Origin of the sequence: Solibacillus faecavium (assembly GCF_014836905.1) — a bacterium.
Classification (GTDB): Bacteria; Bacillota; Bacilli; order Bacillales_A; family Planococcaceae; genus Solibacillus; species Solibacillus faecavium.
On record NZ_JACSPZ010000001.1, the window covers coordinates 49,345 to 67,040 of the forward strand.

Annotated in this window: 20 protein-coding genes; 1 reads left to right on the forward strand and 19 read right to left on the reverse strand. The window is 37.0% G+C overall.

What is annotated here, in order from left to right:
* Positions 1-154: 154 nt before the first annotated feature.
* The 8 genes from panD to dapB all read right to left on the reverse strand — a co-directional run bounded on the left by panD (position 155) and on the right by dapB (position 7,071).
* Positions 155-538: an aspartate 1-decarboxylase gene (gene panD, locus H9635_RS00220; protein WP_191698132.1), complete on the reverse strand. Its 384-nt coding sequence runs from the start codon at positions 536-538 to the stop codon at positions 155-157.
* Positions 531-1,394, reverse strand: coding sequence for a pantoate--beta-alanine ligase (gene panC / locus H9635_RS00225; protein WP_191698133.1), 864 nt, complete (start codon positions 1,392-1,394; stop codon positions 531-533). Before panC ends, panD begins: the two co-directional genes overlap by 8 nt.
* A complete protein-coding gene (gene panB, locus H9635_RS00230; RefSeq protein ID WP_191698134.1) occupies positions 1,394-2,230 on the reverse strand; it encodes a 3-methyl-2-oxobutanoate hydroxymethyltransferase in 837 nt (278 codons plus the stop codon). The genes panC and panB overlap by 1 nt, the downstream gene beginning before the upstream one ends.
* A gap of 281 nt (positions 2,231-2,511) precedes the next feature.
* A complete protein-coding gene (locus H9635_RS00235) occupies positions 2,512-3,495 on the reverse strand; it encodes a biotin--[acetyl-CoA-carboxylase] ligase (protein ID WP_191698135.1) in 984 nt (327 codons plus the stop codon).
* Complete coding sequence (locus H9635_RS00240) at positions 3,473-4,657, reverse strand: CCA tRNA nucleotidyltransferase (RefSeq protein WP_191698136.1); 1,185 nt, start codon at positions 4,655-4,657, stop codon at positions 3,473-3,475. The genes H9635_RS00235 and H9635_RS00240 overlap by 23 nt, the downstream gene beginning before the upstream one ends.
* The gene (gene bshA, locus H9635_RS00245; protein WP_191698137.1) at positions 4,614-5,765 is read right to left on the reverse strand and encodes an N-acetyl-alpha-D-glucosaminyl L-malate synthase BshA; all 1,152 of its coding nucleotides are present in this window, start codon (positions 5,763-5,765) and stop codon (positions 4,614-4,616) included. The genes H9635_RS00240 and bshA overlap by 44 nt, the downstream gene beginning before the upstream one ends.
* 87 nt (positions 5,766-5,852) lie before the next feature.
* Entirely contained in the window at positions 5,853-6,257 is a 405-nt protein-coding gene (gene mgsA / locus H9635_RS00250; RefSeq protein WP_191698138.1) for a methylglyoxal synthase, read from the reverse strand.
* Between the two features lie 16 nt (positions 6,258-6,273).
* The gene (gene dapB / locus H9635_RS00255) at positions 6,274-7,071 is read right to left on the reverse strand and encodes a 4-hydroxy-tetrahydrodipicolinate reductase (RefSeq protein WP_191698139.1); all 798 of its coding nucleotides are present in this window, start codon (positions 7,069-7,071) and stop codon (positions 6,274-6,276) included.
* 215 nt (positions 7,072-7,286) lie between these two features.
* Here dapB and H9635_RS00260 point away from each other — a divergent pair, with 215 nt between their 5' ends.
* Positions 7,287-8,153 carry a YitT family protein gene (locus H9635_RS00260; protein WP_191698140.1) on the forward strand — a complete coding sequence of 289 codons (867 nt, stop codon included), beginning with the start codon at positions 7,287-7,289 and terminating at the stop codon, positions 8,151-8,153.
* A 117-nt stretch (positions 8,154-8,270) separates the two neighbouring features.
* On the opposite strand, the gene H9635_RS00265 is transcribed toward H9635_RS00260, so the two are convergent.
* The 11 genes from H9635_RS00265 to H9635_RS00315 all read right to left on the reverse strand — a co-directional run bounded on the left by H9635_RS00265 (position 8,271) and on the right by H9635_RS00315 (position 17,693).
* Positions 8,271-8,951 carry a zinc metallopeptidase gene (locus H9635_RS00265; protein ID WP_191698141.1) on the reverse strand — a complete coding sequence of 227 codons (681 nt, stop codon included), beginning with the start codon at positions 8,949-8,951 and terminating at the stop codon, positions 8,271-8,273.
* A 50-nt stretch (positions 8,952-9,001) separates the two neighbouring features.
* Positions 9,002-9,601: a DUF1405 domain-containing protein gene (locus H9635_RS00270; RefSeq protein WP_191698142.1), complete on the reverse strand. Its 600-nt coding sequence runs from the start codon at positions 9,599-9,601 to the stop codon at positions 9,002-9,004.
* A 238-nt stretch (positions 9,602-9,839) separates the two neighbouring features.
* Positions 9,840-10,634, reverse strand: coding sequence for a menaquinol-cytochrome c reductase cytochrome b/c subunit (locus tag H9635_RS00275; RefSeq protein ID WP_191698143.1), 795 nt, complete (start codon positions 10,632-10,634; stop codon positions 9,840-9,842).
* Positions 10,635-10,673: 39 nt separating this feature from the next.
* Positions 10,674-11,348, reverse strand: coding sequence for a menaquinol-cytochrome c reductase cytochrome b subunit (gene qcrB / locus H9635_RS00280; protein ID WP_191698144.1), 675 nt, complete (start codon positions 11,346-11,348; stop codon positions 10,674-10,676).
* Between the two features lie 22 nt (positions 11,349-11,370).
* Complete coding sequence (locus H9635_RS00285) at positions 11,371-11,877, reverse strand: QcrA and Rieske domain-containing protein (protein ID WP_191698145.1); 507 nt, start codon at positions 11,875-11,877, stop codon at positions 11,371-11,373.
* Between the two features lie 166 nt (positions 11,878-12,043).
* Complete coding sequence (locus H9635_RS00290; protein ID WP_191698146.1) at positions 12,044-12,487, reverse strand: YpiF family protein; 444 nt, start codon at positions 12,485-12,487, stop codon at positions 12,044-12,046.
* Between the two features lie 67 nt (positions 12,488-12,554).
* A complete protein-coding gene (locus H9635_RS00295) occupies positions 12,555-13,103 on the reverse strand; it encodes a ReoY family proteolytic degradation factor (RefSeq protein WP_191698147.1) in 549 nt (182 codons plus the stop codon).
* Positions 13,104-13,118: 15 nt separating this feature from the next.
* The gene (locus tag H9635_RS00300; protein ID WP_191698148.1) at positions 13,119-14,363 is read right to left on the reverse strand and encodes a tetratricopeptide repeat protein; all 1,245 of its coding nucleotides are present in this window, start codon (positions 14,361-14,363) and stop codon (positions 13,119-13,121) included.
* A 187-nt stretch (positions 14,364-14,550) separates the two neighbouring features.
* A complete protein-coding gene (locus H9635_RS00305; protein ID WP_191698149.1) occupies positions 14,551-15,528 on the reverse strand; it encodes an ABC transporter ATP-binding protein in 978 nt (325 codons plus the stop codon).
* The gene (locus H9635_RS00310) at positions 15,521-16,507 is read right to left on the reverse strand and encodes an ABC transporter ATP-binding protein (protein ID WP_191698150.1); all 987 of its coding nucleotides are present in this window, start codon (positions 16,505-16,507) and stop codon (positions 15,521-15,523) included. Before H9635_RS00310 ends, H9635_RS00305 begins: the two co-directional genes overlap by 8 nt.
* On the reverse strand, positions 16,485-17,693 hold the full coding sequence (locus H9635_RS00315) for an anhydro-N-acetylmuramic acid kinase (protein WP_191698151.1): 1,209 nt from the start codon (positions 17,691-17,693) through the stop codon (positions 16,485-16,487). Before H9635_RS00315 ends, H9635_RS00310 begins: the two co-directional genes overlap by 23 nt.
* Positions 17,694-17,696 lie beyond the last annotated feature (3 nt).

A 17,696-nucleotide genomic window follows, 5' to 3' on the forward strand; every position in this document is an offset into this window, starting at 1 on the left:
ATGAAACTAAATTCAGTGTACACATTTAATGTTTCAAAAATATTACAGGGACGTAATATAATAATTACAAAATTATGCCTTCAATAACTTTTTGTTACAAATGAAAAAAACTGTAATAAAAGTCAAATTGACTCTTATCACAGTTTTTTTACTGCTACATAATCGTTGCTTCAGGTTCATAATGGATCATTTCTTTTATTTTATTGTTATCCCCCATAATAGCTACCGTTGGATAGTGATCCGCCAATTCTTTATTATCCACATATACATACGAAATAATAATGACGATATCCCCTTTTTGTACAAGACGTGCTGCTGCTCCGTTTACACAAATAACACCTGAACCGCGCTCACCTGCTATAATATATGTTTCAAAACGTGCACCATTATTGTTGTTTACGATATGCACCTTTTCGTTCGGCAACATCCCTACCGCATCCAAAATATCCTGATCGATTGTTATCGAACCTACATAATTTAAATCCGCCTGTGTTACTTGAGCACGATGGATTTTACTGTTCATCATCATTCTAAGCATGAATACGTTCCCCTTTTAATGAAAGAATTAAATTATCAATTAAACGTGTTTTTCCAATATAGACTGCTGCAGCTAAAAGTATTTGATCTGAGTTTTCATCGACTTCTTTCAAATCTGGATACGTTAAAATGCTCAAATAATCGATTTTACCGGCAGTGTTATCTTCAATAATTTTTGTTGCTTGTGCCAATGCCTGATCAACATCCCCTGAATCCATTAACTCTAGTTTTGCTATTTGTAGCGCTTGTTGAATAACCGGTGCCTGCATTCTCTCAATCGAAGACAAATAAACATTCCGGCTTGATTTCGCTAAGCCGTCACCTTCTCGTACAACCGGAACTACACGTAATTCTACAGGGAAATTATAATCCCGGACCATTGTTTGAATAATGGCAACTTGCTGTGCATCCTTTTGCCCGAAGTAGGCACGGTCTGGCTGTACTAAATTAAAGAGCTTTGCAACAACTTGCAATACCCCATCAAAATGACTTGGCCGACTTGCACCACACAAAGTTTGCGCCTGTCGTCCGGCACGGATGTATATACCGCCATCATGTGGATACATTTCCTCAACGGATGGTGCAAAAATATAATCAACACCAACTGATGCTGCAAGCTTTGTGTCACGCTCTAAATCACGCGGATATGATTCAAAATCTTCATTCGGACCAAACTGTGTCGGGTTTACAAAAATACTCATAACAACGACATCATTTTCTTCACGGGCATTTTTTGCTAATGTTAAGTGACCTTCATGTAAATAGCCCATTGTTGGAACAAGACCGATTGATTGCTTGCTACTTTTGGCGTTAACTACAGCTTTTCGAAGCTCAGCAATTGTCGATAGGATGATCATTATTTTACGCCTCCATAAAGCTCTATTAATTCGTCTTCTTTCATCGTGAAACTTTGCTGTAATGTAGGGAACGTTCCTGCTTTAACCGCTTGTGTGTAAGTAATGATTCCACGTTCAACTTCATCGCCTACGTGTGCAAAACTTTCAACAAATTTCGGAATATGGTGATTTCCATATTGCAGTAAATCATGGAATACCAATACTTGACCGTCCGCCTTAGCACCTGCACCAATTCCAATTGTCGGGATCGTCAACTTTTCGGATACAATCTCAGTTAGCTGGTGTGGAATACATTCAAGCACTACAGCACACGCTCCTGCTTGTTCGACAAGTAATGCATCATTAATTAATTTTTCAGCCTGCTCAGAAGTCTTACCTTGGACTTTATAGCCCCCCAGAACACCTGCAGACTGTGGTAATAAGCCTAAATGTGCAACTACCGGAATGCCGGCATCGGTTAGTTTCTTAATAACAGGAATTACATCATCCGCGCCTTCCACTTTGAGTGCATTGGCATTTGTAAGCTGCATCATCTGGACCGCAGTTTTAAGTGTTTCGTTCACATCGCCATGGTAAGAGCCAAAAGGCATATCTACGACGATAAATGTATCGGGTGCTCCGCGACGAACTGCTTTACTATGATGAATCATATCGTCGACAGTAACCCGCATTGTAGACTCATAGCCTAATACAACCATCCCTAATGAATCCCCAACTAAAATCATGTCAACTCCTGCTGCCTCGGAAAATTTAGCACCGGGATAATCGTATGCCGTAATCATGACAATCTTTTCACCCTGCTCCTTCATTTTTAAAAACTGAGCTGTTGTTTTCATGTTTCTCCTCCTCAAATGGAAAGAAAACAAAAAATACCCTTCTATCCATAATTAGACAGAAAGGTAGTGTCGTAAGTAAATGAAATACATTTCATACTTAATTTTAAATAAAGAGAATGAAATGATTTTAATTTACAGCGCGTGTGTTTTCTTCCGTCTCTGTCTTGTGTAGATCAAAGCAGATAATTTTATAGTAGACTAGCAAAATAGGTACAGTTCTTAGTTGATACTGTCCTAGAGCTACTATAACAATTTTGAAAGAAAACGTACAGCATATTTAATTACAATATTTCGATATCAGCAGAGTATATACCTTTAACTTCACCGTTTGCCTGACGGATTTCAAGCACACCGTTTTCAGTTATACTGATTGCCTCTCCTTCAACAACTTCCCGTAAAGTCGTTGCTTTTACTCTTTTTCCTATCGTACCGGAAGACTCTTCCCATAGTGTTTTAATGAAACCGAAGCCGTTTTTCACATACATATCACTATAGTGCTCTAAAAAATCAAGGACATTTGCAACTAGATGTACACGCTCAATCGGCTCACCTTCTTCAATTGCAATTGAAGTTGCAATCGACTGTAGAGCCTCTGGAAAATCATCCATTTGTTGATTTACATTGATCCCGATACCAATTAACAAAGCCTGAATCCGATCTGCTTCTGCAACCATCTCGGTTAAAATCCCCGTCGTTTTTTTACCTTTAATTAAAATATCATTAGGCCATTTAATTTCAGGAGTAAAATTCTTAAACATAGCTTTCATGGCGTTTACAACTGCTACCGCTGTAACAAGTGTAAACTGCGGGGCTTGATGGGGGGCAATTTCAGGGCGAATGATAATCGTCATCCAGATACCTTTCCCTTCCGATGATTCCCATTCACGCATCATGCGTCCACGTCCTGCTGTTTGATGCTCTGCAATTATAACCGTGCCATCAGGTGCACCTTCTCTTACAAGCTCATGGGCAACTAGCTGTGTTGATTCTACACTTTCAAAATAATGCACCTGTCGACCATAACGGGTTGTTTTTAAAAATTGTTGTAATTGACCCATATCGACTTTATCCGGTACTGTCACAAGCTTATAACCTCTTTTTTTTACCGTTTCAAACTCATAGCCTTCTTGCTTCAATGTTTGCAGGTGTTTCCAAATAGCCGTTCTTGATACTTGAAGCTCATCTGCTAACACTTGCCCTGAAATCGGTTCTCCGTTCGCATTTAAAAAACGTTTTAATATTTCATCCTTCATCGTGAAATGCATGAAACCATTCCTTTAATTGTTGTTTATCATTTTCTACTTCTCTGTTTAAGACAGCCAAAATCGCCGCATCCAAAGTCCTTTTAATCCACGCGCCACGCTTTTCTGAAGACCACTCCATTAGATCTCTGCCGGAAATAGCAAGTTCACTTACATGCTGTATCGGTAATGCGCTTTTTCGATAAACTAAATCATCAAATGAAAAAGGCAGAACATTATTTTGCCATTTTGCAAATTGACAGGCAGTTTCTAAAACAGATAAATCATAGCGCAATAAATCAATCGGTGATATTTCATTTAGTAAGCATTCATATGCACCTAAAACACCCTTTGTAAACAGTTTATCTTTATTTGAACAGCGATACGCCGAAAGTAAAGAAAGGTCACTTTCATTTACTAGACAAAAGTAGGCCCATCCAACTTGCCGATCTTCTGAGTAAAACTTGGTCCAACTATGATGATTGAATTTACCAGGTAAATAGTTGCTTAATGATGTATTTTCAATATACTCAATTCCCATTTGGGTATGTTTGGATGTAAAAATTTTTGAGAGCTCCACTTGAATTCGTTCGATTGAAATATATGAGATGGTAGATGCTTTTTGATGAATGGCCTGCAAAGTTTGATGTTCAATCGAGAATTGGAGCTGTGAGGCAAATCGCACAGCGCGCAGCATTCGAAGCGCGTCCTCTTCAAATCGCTGAAGTGGCTCACCGACAGCACAAATTACTTTATTATCAATATGCTGACGTCCATTATAATAATCAATATAGTCACCTGATTTGCTAAGTGCCATAGCATTCATCGTAAAATCACGACGCTTTAAATCTTCTTTTAAGTTGCGGACAAAATGAACCGCATCCGGACGGCGGTGGTCGCTATAACCTGATTCAGTTCGATATGTCGTCACTTCAATCGGTTCCCCAAAATCAAGGACAAGCACAGTACCATGGGCTATCCCTACGTCTATTGTATGGGTAAAAATCGCCTGAACTTCTTCTGGTAATGCGCTTGTCGCAATATCAACATCATTATTCTCTTTTTTTAAATAATAATCGCGGACTGCCCCACCTACTATATACGCTTCAAATCCTGCCTGCTCTATCGTATTGATGACTTTCTTAGCTGCTTGCCAGTGCATTTTTTTCTTGAACCACTCTTTCATAAATTCGCTCGTATTGTTCTACCATTTTCGATTCGTGGAATTGTTCACGTACTGCCTGCAATGCTGCCAGTTTGAATGCTGCATGTTTTACTTCATCCTGCAATAATTCGACTGCATAATCAGCGACCGATTGTGTATCGCCAAGAGGAACTAAATAGCCATTCACTCCATGATTAATCACTTCCGGAATACCACCAATTGCTGTACCGATTCCAGGGACTCCACATGCCATTGCCTCTAATAGTACTAATCCAAAAGATTCCTTCTCAGAAAGCAGTAACTTCAGATCACTAATCGCAAAGAGCTCAGTAATATTTTCCTGTTTCCCTAAAAATAAAATATCATCTTTATATGGCGACACTTTAACAAGATCGGTTACACGATGTTTTTCAGGTCCATCTCCAACTAACAGTAATTTAGCAGGCATTCTTTCTCGGATTTTCAAAAAAGAATCTACAACATCTGGTAAATTTTTTATTTTGCGGAAATTTGAAATATGAATGATTACTTTTTCATGTGGCAAAATACCAAATTGCTCTTTTAAATTTCCTGGATCTACTGGTTTAAACACATTGTCATCGACAAAATTATATATTGTTTCGATTTTCTGTTTCGTATCTATTAAGGCATATGTCTGCTGTTTTAGTGATTCAGAAACGGCGGTAACAGCATCCGAACAATCAATTCCATATTTAATTGCCTGAGCTAATGTCGAATCTTCACCTAAAACCGAAATATCCGTCCCATGAAGAGTCGTAACGATGCCAAAATTCTCACCACTCATATGTCTTGCTAATACGGCACAAACAGCATGAGGAATTGCATAATGCACATGTAATATATCTAGTTTTTCTTCCTTAATAACATCGGCCATTTTACTTGCTAATGCAATATCGTATGGTGGGTATTGAAATACTGAGTAATTATTTACTTCAACTTCATGGAAAAAAACATTTGGATAAATTTTATTAAGCCGAAATGGTACGCTCGATGTAATAAAGTGAATTTCATGTCCCCGTTCCGCTAGCATCTTTCCAAGTTCTGTGGCGATAACACCAGAACCTCCAACTGTCGGGTAACATGTAATACCAATTTTAAGTTTTTTCATTAGTCTCCCCATCCTCTCAACAATACGATTAACTTTCGTTAGTAAATATTTTACCGCAATTATGCTTTAGCATGATTACTTTATTCACTATTTTCTGCGTTCCGCTAAAATGCGCCAATCGACAAATCCTTCCTGCAGGCCCTTTAGTAAAATTTCTGCAGTCCCCATATTTGTCGCAAGGGGAATATGATATAAATCACATAATCGTACTAATGCCATAACATCCGGCTCATGTGGCTGTGCAGTCAATGGGTCGCGGAAGAAAAAAACCATATCCATATCATTGTTCGCTATCATAGCACCTATTTGTTGGTCCCCTCCTAATGGACCCGAACGGAATTTTGTAATGTCAAGCCCTGTTTCAGCTTCAATCATTGTACCAGTAGTACCTGTTGCATACAGATCATGCTCTTCCAAAATATCCCGATATGCAATGGCAAATTGAATTAAATTGTCCTTTTTTCGATCATGTGCAATTAATGCAATTTTCATAAATTTCATCCCATTTCTAAATGATGTTCTCTAATCCGTATATTAATGTATTGCAATTCATAACTTTTTCAATACTAAATGTAACTCCACCCATAAAGCTACCTCGATTTAAAGAATCATGACGGATTGTTAATAATTCACCTGTCCCACCAAACAAAACTTGTTGATGTGCTACTAAACCGGGTAGGCGAACGGAATGAACATGCATGCCTTCTATATTTGCACCTCTAGCACCAGTATGTGTTTCTTTTTCATCCGGATGACCTTGTTCTTTAGTGTTTCTAACTTCACTAATCATTTGGGCCGTTTTAATTCCGGTACCAGATGGCGCATCCAGCTTTTGATCGTGATGCATTTCTATTATTTCGACATCCGGGAAATACTTCGCAGCCTCTTTAGCAAATTTCATCATTAATATTGCACCGATAGCAAAATTCGGAGCAATAATACAGCCTAATTGTTTTTCTTTTGCTAATTGTTGTAATTCCTCAAGCTGCTCATCTGTAAAACCTGTTGTCCCAACAACTGGCCGTACATTATGTAATAATGCTTGTTTAGTTCTTTCAAAAACGAAATGTGGATTCGTTAAATCGACAAGCACATCTGGCTTTGTATCTCGTACAAGTTCCGGGAAATTCGTATAAATTGGAACTTCATATTGTTTTGGAAACTCATCCAATTCTCCTAGCGTTGTGCCGACGTCTTTGTAATCCAGAGCAGCAACCAATTCCATTCCATCATTTTTAATTATCGTATGAACTGCTTCCATACCCATTTTACCTCGTGCACCAGCAATTGCGACTTTAATTGTCATTACATAAAACTCCTTTGAACTTTAGTTAATACAGTATTTCTATATTTTTTGACTATAATCATAATTAGTTTTCAATAATATGTTCACAGGCACAAATAATGATTCGTTTTAGCCCACTGTTGTCAAATACATCGAAATCAAACATAATAAACGATGTAGCCTTTTTCCTGCTTCGACACATATTTTCTTTCACAATAGATTATAGGAGGATGACAATGCAAGGAATAAAAATAAAAAATATCATCGGGATCCTCATCGGTTCCGCCATCTTTAGTTTTGGCTTTGTACATTTTAATATGCAAAACCAGCTAGGAGAAGGCGGATTTAGTGGTATTACACTTATTTTATATTTTACACTAAATTGGGACCCAGCATTAATGAATTTACTATTAAATATACCAATGTTTATTCTTGGCTGGAAATTGCTCGGTAAAAAATCGTTTATCTATACATTAATCGGCACGATTGGCGTATCTGTTTTCTTGAAAATCTTTCAAATCTATGAATTTGACATGAATTTGAAGGACGATTTATTTCTCGTGTCCTTATTCGCAGGGGTATTTGTCGGTATCGGTTTAGGTATTGTTTTCCGCTTTGGCGGGACAACGGGTGGAGTAGATATTTTAGCTCGACTTGCCAATAAATATTTTGGCTGGAGCATGGGGAAAACGATGTTCGGCTTTGATTTTTTTGTTATTATCTTTTCTTGGATGACATTTTTAGATGCAAGGTCGATGATGTATACATTAGTAGCTGTCTATGTAGGAGGTCGGGTGATTGACTTCGTTCAGGAAGGTGCTTATTCAGCAAAAGGTGCATTTATTATTTCTTTACATTCAGATGAAATAGCAGATTTAATTACAAAAAATATGGATCGTGGTGTAACGATTTTTGATGGACATGGTCATTTTACGAAAGAACACCGCAATGTTCTCTATTGTGTCGTTTCACGTAGTGAGCTTGTAAGATTAAAATCCATTGTTCATTCTATTGACCCTCATGCGTTCGTTACGATTATGGACGTTCATGATGTGTCCGGTGAAGGCTTTACATTAGACGATAAAAAACAACCGCTAGATTAAAATGAATAAATAACGGGATAACATCCAAGTAAATGGAAGCACAAAAAAAGCAATTGCACCGTGCAATTGCTTTTTTTCATGAACTGGAACTTAATATGTTCCGGCCAGTTTTCTTTATTAATCGTCTGAAGTCATGCCAGTGTAAATTAAGATTAAACGTAATAGCTCCATTACTGCTACAGCAGCTGCTGCTACATATGTCATTGCTGCCGCATTTAATACTTTACGTGCAGAACGTTCTTCCGTATTGTTAATAATCCCTAAAGAAACGACTTCGTTCATAGCTCGTTTCGATGCATCAAACTCGACTGGTAACGTAACTAATTGGAATACAACACCTGCTGCTAATAATGCAATACCTAGCAATAGGAAACCTGATAAAGATGAAAAAATACCAATTAACACGAAAATCCATGACATATTTGAAGAGAAACTAGCCAATGGCACTAATTTTGAACGTAATGTTAAAAACGAATATGCATCCGCATGTTGCATCGCATGACCTACTTCGTGCGCTGCTACAGCTGTACCTGCGATCGAAGAGTTGTAATAGTTGTCTTCTGATAACGCAACTGTTTTAGTTGCGGGATTGTAGTGGTCCGCTAAATAACCTTGTGTTGGTACGACACGCACATCTGTTAAGCCGTGCTGGTCTAAAATGTAACGTGCTACTTGCGCCCCTGTCATACCCTTTTCAGCAGACACTTTTGCAAATTTCTTATACGTACTTTTTACCTTCATTTGTGCGTACAACGGCAATAGCATAATGATGATAAAATAAACGATATACATTCCCATTTCCGAACTCCCTTTCTATATCTTCAATTCTCTTTAATTTTAAAGGCTTTTTACTGTTGTTGCAAATATTCGCGCTTGCGACTTTCTAAAAAAGCGAGCATTATACATGCAATAGATAGCCAAAATGTGAAGTAGCCAATTTCACTTGGATATTGGTTGATCACACGGTAAAACGGCATTTGACCAAATAAATAGTCAATCACGTCATTATGCAGTGTCCAAATGGCCCCAACCATCACGTGCCACATTTTAAAACGATATTTCGGTAAATATAAAACTGCCTGAACAGCCATTAAGAAATGTGATGCTACAAGCATCCACCCAACTGCACCTAATTCCCCGGTTTCAGCCAATGTAAGAAGATTCATTACAACAGCCCATAAGCCATATTTAATGAGCGTAATAAGTGCTAGCACTTCCATTAGTTTGTAGTTTTTCCCTAATAGCCACCCAATAATGGCAAAGCAGAAAAATAAACTCGCAGTTGGAGAATCTGGAACGAAAATGTAATAAATCGGATCTGTAGCTGCAAGCTGCCCTTTATACCAATAGTATCCGTAAATTGTACCGAATAAGTTAACAACAAGCAATAAGCTTAAAAAGGCACGGTGGTTCATTAAATGCCATAATTGCATAATATATGCTTTCATTTTTTCTCCTTCTTTTCATAATAAATCTTCATTTCATATGTATTTTGTGCAACTTACATAAACAATGTACGTCTTTTATTATAAACATGCTTTAGGCGAGAAGCAAAATTTTCCTTTAATTTTGAACATAGAATCTTTGTTGTCAAATAATGAAAATCTTTGACTCTAATTAATATATTTCTAGTAATCTATCAAAAAAAGAGAGTCAGAATTCTGACCCTCTCTAAATTAAATATTATTATTCTGCTTCTTTTAATCCAGCAATAAATTCAGCTAAAACTTGAAGCTCTTCATCAGTACCTGTAAAAGTTCCTGCTGGCATACCACCACGACCATTTACAATTACTTCTTGTACTTCTTCTGCTGTTAATTCATTACCTAAAAGCATTGGACCTGATACACCAGCTAAGTCTCCACCGTGACAGCCAATACATGAAGCTTGTGCTTGGTAAATTTCATAGCCTTCAGAAGTTTCGTCGACTTCAACATCAGGTAATAGTCCTAAGTGTTTATCCGTAATTTCACCTTGTGCATCAACCGCATCCCAATCAGTTGCGTCTACAGATTCCCAAGTTGTATAAATAAGTGCTGCTACTGCTAACAACATGAAAGCTGTCGGTAATGGACGTTTTGACGGACGACGTTCAGGTGTTGTATCTAAAAATGGTATTAATGCTAATGCACCGAATGCAATACCTGGAATAACCATAGCTCCAATTACATTATATGGACCAGATGCATAAGTATATTTTAATAATTGGTACATCGATAAGAAATACCAGTCCGGTAACGGAATATAAGATGCATTAGTTGGATCTGCCGGACCCTCTAGTGGTGAAGGATGTGCGACAGTTAATAGTAAATAACCGATTAAGAAAACTGCTCCTACCATCCACTCTTTTAATAAGAAGTCAGGCCAGAAAGCTTCTGTTTTCCCTGGATATTCGGTATAATCTTTCGGCACGTTCGGCATACGGTTATTCGCTTTAACACGTGAATCCCCTACGAACTTCATACCTTTTCCGCGTTGCATAGTGTCCCCTCCTTAAAAAATCATACAATTAGTTTCAGATCATAGAGGTCCTGAAATACCTTGGCGGCGGATCATAATAAAGTGAACTGCCAATAAAGCAAATAGTGCTGCTGGTAAGAAGAATACATGAATTGCAAAGAAACGAGTTAATGTTTGCGCACCAATAATTGTAGAATCCCCAGCTAAAAGTGTTTTTATTATTTCTCCTAAAAACGGAACAGATGCAGCAATTTCGATACCTACTTTAGTTGCAAATAACGCTTTCATATCCCATGGTAATAAATAACCTGTGAAGCCTAAACCTAACATAATTGCAAAAATACCTACACCAACTAACCAGTTTAACTCACGAGGTTTTTTATACGAACCTGTGAAGAATACACGAAGTGTATGTAAGAACATCATAACGATTACTAGAGATGCCCCCCAATGGTGCATACCACGAACGATTTCACCGAATGCTACTTCGTTTTGTAAATAATAAACTGATTTCCAAGCATTTTCTACGTCTGGTACATAGTACATCGTTAAGAACATACCTGATAGAATTTGAATAACTGTAATGAAGAAAGTTAATCCCCCGAAACAGTAAACGAATGCTGAAAAGTGATGGGCAGGGTTAACGTGCTCTGGCACTTCGTGGTCGGCAATATCACGCCAAATAGGAGTAATATCTAAACGTTCATCGACCCAATCATAAATTTTATTTAGCACTGTGTCGTACCCCCTAACTTATTTAGTTACTGTGTGTGTTTGCGATTTTTTTCCCAAGCATTAAGAAACCATCATTTTCTGACACTTCAAACATATCTAGTGGTCCAAGTGGCGGTGTACCTTTTACGTTTACACCTGATTTCTCATAACGTCCCGCGTGACATGCACAGAAGAACTGATCTGGGTGTGTTGGATCACTTGCCCAGTTTACAGTACAACCTAAATGCTTACATACAGGTGATATTGCGACGATTTGATCGCCTTCTTTGTAAACCCAAGCTGCATCAGAAACTTCTGATTTATACCAACCATCTGTTTGTTCATACGAGAAGTCAACTTTTACTGGAACTTCTGTAATTTCAGCAGCTTTTTGGCTTGTTTGTACAAAATCTCCTTCTTCTTTCGTTTGAAGAATTGGGTCAATCGCAAAACGAACCATTGGCATTAACATACCTGCAGCCATAAATCCACCTACGCCAGTAATCGTATACGTTAAAAATTGACGTCTTGTAACTCGATTCTTACTCATCCTTTTCCCCCCTCTTACTAAAAGGTCAGTCCAACGGACATATACTTTTAAAAATAGTAAATAACTAGGACATATCTATGATATATCAACTGAATAAGTTGGTCAATATAGCATTCATTTCCATATGTGTAGATTGTGAACATTTAATGAAACAAATAGAGTGCAATTATACCCAAATATTTGTCAAAGTTGGAATAACTTGTTTCAATTGATCTTCCAATATACGTTGTTTTACTGATTTATCCATAGATTCAAGGGGGATTGAAGGAAGCCAAATAATATTTAAAAATTCTTTATATTCTGTCCAACTATGGTCACAAGTTACAAAAATGATAGATTTAAATCCCGCATTCTTTAATTCTTGTTCGATTGATGTAGGCAAAGTTTTAGATTTTGTGTTAACCGTATAGGAAAACGGGGGGAAGAGCATAAGACGTCCTTTGAATTGCTGTTCTATAAAATTCGTTAAAGACATTAAATATTCTGCAGCAGAACTGCTTTGTTTCATTCCTTGTTCTGTAAAATCCAATTGTAAAAGAGGAACAATAGCGGTATCAATAAATTGCTTTTGTGCTTGAAATTGTTCTATATCAGTTACTTTAAAATTCATTTTCATTCCTCCTGGGTCTTTTGAATACTACGAAAATAGGCAATAAGTATTTTTTTAATAGTTATATTCACTTCGTATATTTCAACGCCTGCAGTAAATTTGATAACTCAAAAAAGCGGTCTTTATCTCCTGCATCCAGCGCCTCATCAATCTCTTTTAAAAGCTGTTGTTCCTGAAACTCCAATACGCTATTCTCCAGCAATCGCTGCGCTGCTAAACGGTCTTTTTCACTTATAAACAAGTCTTTAGGTACATATGGATTTTCTTCCAGCACCGCCAAATATAAAGGCTCTGGCGGAATGCTAGGAAAATTCAGTTGAAAATAAATAGATTCATGTGCATTAATACGTAAATCATGAAAAGCTTTCTCTGCATCGGATGTCATAATATTTTCTTTATAAAATCTAAAAGGGATACTCGTCGTTTCAATTGTCGACATAACGATAGACCGTGGACAATAGTGTGCTTCATCAACGAAGTGAACATTTTCCAACAATTCATCATTACTTAATAAGTAATTTAAAATCCATACCCCTTCACGCCTTTTTAATTGGAAATTTTTCAAAAACCATCTGATGAATAGCTTTTTATCATTCAGTGGTACGAAATAGGTCAACATGCAATCCTCCCTTTACTCAAAGCGTTCTAATAAATCAGTCCATTGCTGTTCTGAAGGTTGTAATTGTACAAGTCGCTCCACAACTTTTTTTGCTTCCTCACGCTTACCATCCTCAACTAAAAACAGATAATATTTCTCCAAGAATTCAACATCATCTTTAAATTCAGTATATGCCTCTTTATAAATTTCGTATGCTTTTTCAAACTGTTCTTCTTCATTATAGGCATTGGCAACAAACGGATAGAGCGAAACCCACTCAAATTCATTTTGCTGTAGCTGTTCATATAGTGCAATAATTTCTTCAAAGCGCTGTTCTGTACTATAGACAGACATTAATATTAAAATTGCCTCCATATATTCAGGATCCAGCGCAATTGCTTCATGCAGATATTCAGTAGCTTCCTGTATCATACTGTTTTTTATCGCCATCTTTCCGGCAAATAAATACAATGACTTATCATACTCATCACGTTTCAAGCCCTCTTTGATTGCTTTTAGAGCTCGCTCATTGTCTTCAAGCATTGCGTAGCTTTCCGCCAATAATAGGTAGGCGGAGAAATAATCTGGATCAAGCTCTTTTAGATCTTCCAGTTGTTTTATAGCCAGTTCATATTTTTCTGTTTGGAATGCTGAATAAGCTGAACCAAACAGTAAATCTGCAGTTACTTCTTCTTCCAATGCCTCCATATAATAATCTAACGCTCTTTCATACCCCGCTCCGGCACGGTAAACTTCTGCAAGGCGTTGGGCTAATATTATACCAGCAAATTTTTTGTCAACTGTATAGAGTTCTTCATATATACGTACTGCTTCAGAAAATCTCCCAGTTTCGAATAATAATTCTGCTTTTGCAAATTGTAATAAAGGCTCATGAGGCAAAATCTGTAAAGCTTCATTAATACGTTGTTCTGCTACTTCAAATAATCCTTGCATTTGATAGTAATCCGCTAAAACTAAAAGCGCTTGTGGATATTCTGGTGCATCATCTGCAATACCCATTAACAAATCGAGCGCATTATCCTCTTCTCCTATTTCAATTAAAACACTTGCGCGATCAATTGAAATCTGAGCTTCCTCGGGAAATAAAAATTGCAAATGCTCGAAGACTTTGTCTGCTTCATTTAAAAATCCATAATGCATAAGTGCCTCGGCAATTTCATATTGTGCTGCTGGTTCAGCCTCCATTAAAAATGATTCAAGAAGAGTATTTACTTGCTCCAAATTACCTTCTTGAATCGCCTGTAGTAATTGTTCCATAAGTCGTTCACCTTTTTCTTTTGTTTTCAATATTTATGCTACATGACTGATTCGCGGTTCTCAAGGAAAAGCTTTAACATATATCATTATTTATTGAAAACAAGCATTTAAACCTTCCTAAATATCATGTTTGTAAAAAAATTGCCTCTAGCTATGCAACTTAAACTAGAGACAACACAATGTTATTTTAATTATTTTCATATAGTATACACGCCACTTCATGATCCTCTGACAGTTTTGTCATTTCAATGCGTTCTTTCTTGCAGTCTTCCATGGCAAATTGACAGCGTGTATGAAATGGACACCCTTGTGGCGGATTTGATGGATCCGGAATCTCGCCTTTCAATAAAATTCTTTCCACTGTATCATTTGGATGGGTTTTAGGAATAGCAGAAATCAAAGCCCGACTGTATGGATGTTTTGGGTTTGAAAATAATTGCTCTTTAGTGGCCACTTCTACGATATTTCCTAGATACATTACCGCTATTCGGTCACTTACATGTCGAACTACATTTAAATCATGAGATATAAATAAGTACGTTAAATCATACTTTTTCTGAAGATTATCCAATAAATTCAATATTTGCGCCTGAATGGATACATCCAATGCTGAAACAGGTTCATCCAACACGAGAAATTTCGGCTTTAAAACGAGTGCACGTGCAATGCTTATTCGTTGTCTTTGCCCTCCTGAAAATTCATGTGGATATTTTGTTAAACTTTTTTCTGTCAGTCCAACATTTTGAATAATTTCTTTTATCTCCTGCTCCGCTGCTTTTCCATTCATTAGTTTATGTGTCAAAAGTGGCTCCAAAAGTAACTGTCTAACGGTCATACGGGGATTTAGGGAGCTATACGGATCTTGAAAAACAATCTGAATATCGCGACGCAATTCTCTAAATTGAGAGTTAGATAACTCCACAATGTTTTTTCCGTTGTAAATTATCGCTCCATCAGTAGGTTGAATTAATCTCAAAATCATTTTGCCTGTAGTTGATTTTCCGCAGCCACTTTCACCTACTAATGCAATTGTTTCATTTTTGTAAATGGATAACGAAATCCCGTCTACCGCTTTTATATGTCCTACAGTTTGCTTAAAAAGCCCCCCTTTAATAGGAAAGTATTGCTTTATATTTTTTAATTGCAAGATTGGCTGCTCATTCATGATTTTCGACTCCTTCTACAAATAACCAGCATTTCGCAAACTGTGTTTCTGTAATTCGAATTGGTTTAGGGGAGGTACTCCAGCAAGTTTCTAGCACATGAGGACATCTTGATGCAAAGCGACATCCTTTAGGGAACTCATCTGGTGTTGGGACATTGCCAGGTATTGAATATAATTCTGCTGATTGATCACCTATACTGTGAACGGCTTTTAATAGTCCCTTCGTATATGGATGCTTTGGCTGATCGAATATCTCTTGAACCCTACCCTGTTCAACAATTTCACCAGCGTACATGACCGCAACATCTTCACAAATTTCTGCAATAACTCCTAAATCATGTGTAATGAGCAGAATCGTTGTATTATATTGCTGTTTCAAATCTTTCATCAAATCAAGTATTTGCGCTTGAATCGTTACATCCAATGCCGTAGTTGGCTCATCTGCAATCAATAATTTCGGTTTACATATTAATGCCATCGCAATCATGATTCGCTGACGCATTCCCCCGGATAGTTCGTGGGGGTAGTTATTCAGTACCTTTTCAGGTCTGGATATACCAACTGATTTCAGCATTTGCAAAGATTGTTCATACATTTCATCTTTTTTAAGCTTTTGATGAAACTTTAATACTTCAAACAGTTGATACTTTATAGTATACATAGGATCAAGAGCAGTCATAGGCTCTTGGAAAATCATCGAAATTTCATTTCCTCTAATTTTACGTATATGATTTTTTTTTAATTCCAGTAAATTTCCCTTTGATAAAAAATTGATTTCTCCATTAATAACGGATAGCTTATCTGCAAGTAAATTTAATATTGCCAATGAAGTTAAACTTTTACCACTGCCAGATTCCCCCACAATACCGTAAGTTTTTCCTTCCTTCAGTTTTAAACTTATATTTTTAACAAGGGGTTCAATATTATTATGTTTATCCAATGAAATGGTTAAGTTTTCAATTGATAATAGATTCTCCACTGTACTCACCTCTCAATCGTTCAAATCGTTTCCACGGATTTCCATCGGAAAATGCCACTTTTCCCATTACGACTTCCCTTTTTGCCCCCGTAGCGATTGGTAACTGATTTGGTATTCCCAGCATTGTGTTATATCCGAAAATGGCAAAACCAATCGCTTCTTTCCAAACGCCAGGAACACCAATTTCATCTAATCTAGAAACCTTAATATGAGGAAAAGCTTCTTTTAATAGCTGCATCAAACAAGAGTTTAGGCTTCCACCACCATTAATATAGATTTCCTTTAGCTCATCCATTGGGAGGTAACTTTCATAGCTTCGTTTTATTGTTTGCACTGTATAGGCAGTTAAAGTTGCGATACGATCTTCGACAGAATAATTTCCCATCAATTTTAAACAGTCATTTAAGTAATCTTCGGTATAAAGCTCTCTACCCGTTGTTTTTGGCAATGGCATTGAATAGTAAGGGTGTTTCAACCACTTTTCAATAATCTCGTATCTTACCTCTCCTTTACTTGCGATTAACCCATCATCGTCAAAGTTTTTTTGACCATCTGTTAATATTTGAACTGCTCTATCGAGCAAAACATTTCCCGGACCTGTATCAAATGAAATAACTTCACCACTACCGCTTGGAGGCAAGTATGTTACATTTCCAATTCCTCCGATATTTTGAATGGCTCTCCCTACGCGTTCATCCTGTAGAAAAACAAAATCAAAATAAGATAATAATGGTGCCCCCTGCCCGCCTGCTGCCATATCCGCAGTTCTGAAATCACCGATTACAGGTAGTCCCGTTAGTTCAGAAATATATGAAATGTCTCCAATCTGCAATGTAGATGGTATTTCATAAAACTCTGTTCCGCCTACTGGTTCATGAAAAATAGTTTGACCATGTGAACTGATAAATGAAATCAAATTTTTATCGACATTATGACGATTAATAAAGGCATTAATATGCTCACCGATAAATTTCCCTAAATAAGCATTCATCATCGTGATTTTTGATATAGTGGCCGTATTTTCATGACAAATTTCACTTAACTTTCTTTTAAAATAAATCCCATAGTCAACCATATCACTGGCTACTATATGTATCTCTTTCTTTTCATCATATAATTTTAAATCTATCATTACGATGTCTAAACCATCTAGAGAAGTGCCTGACATTACACCAATTCCGTACATAAA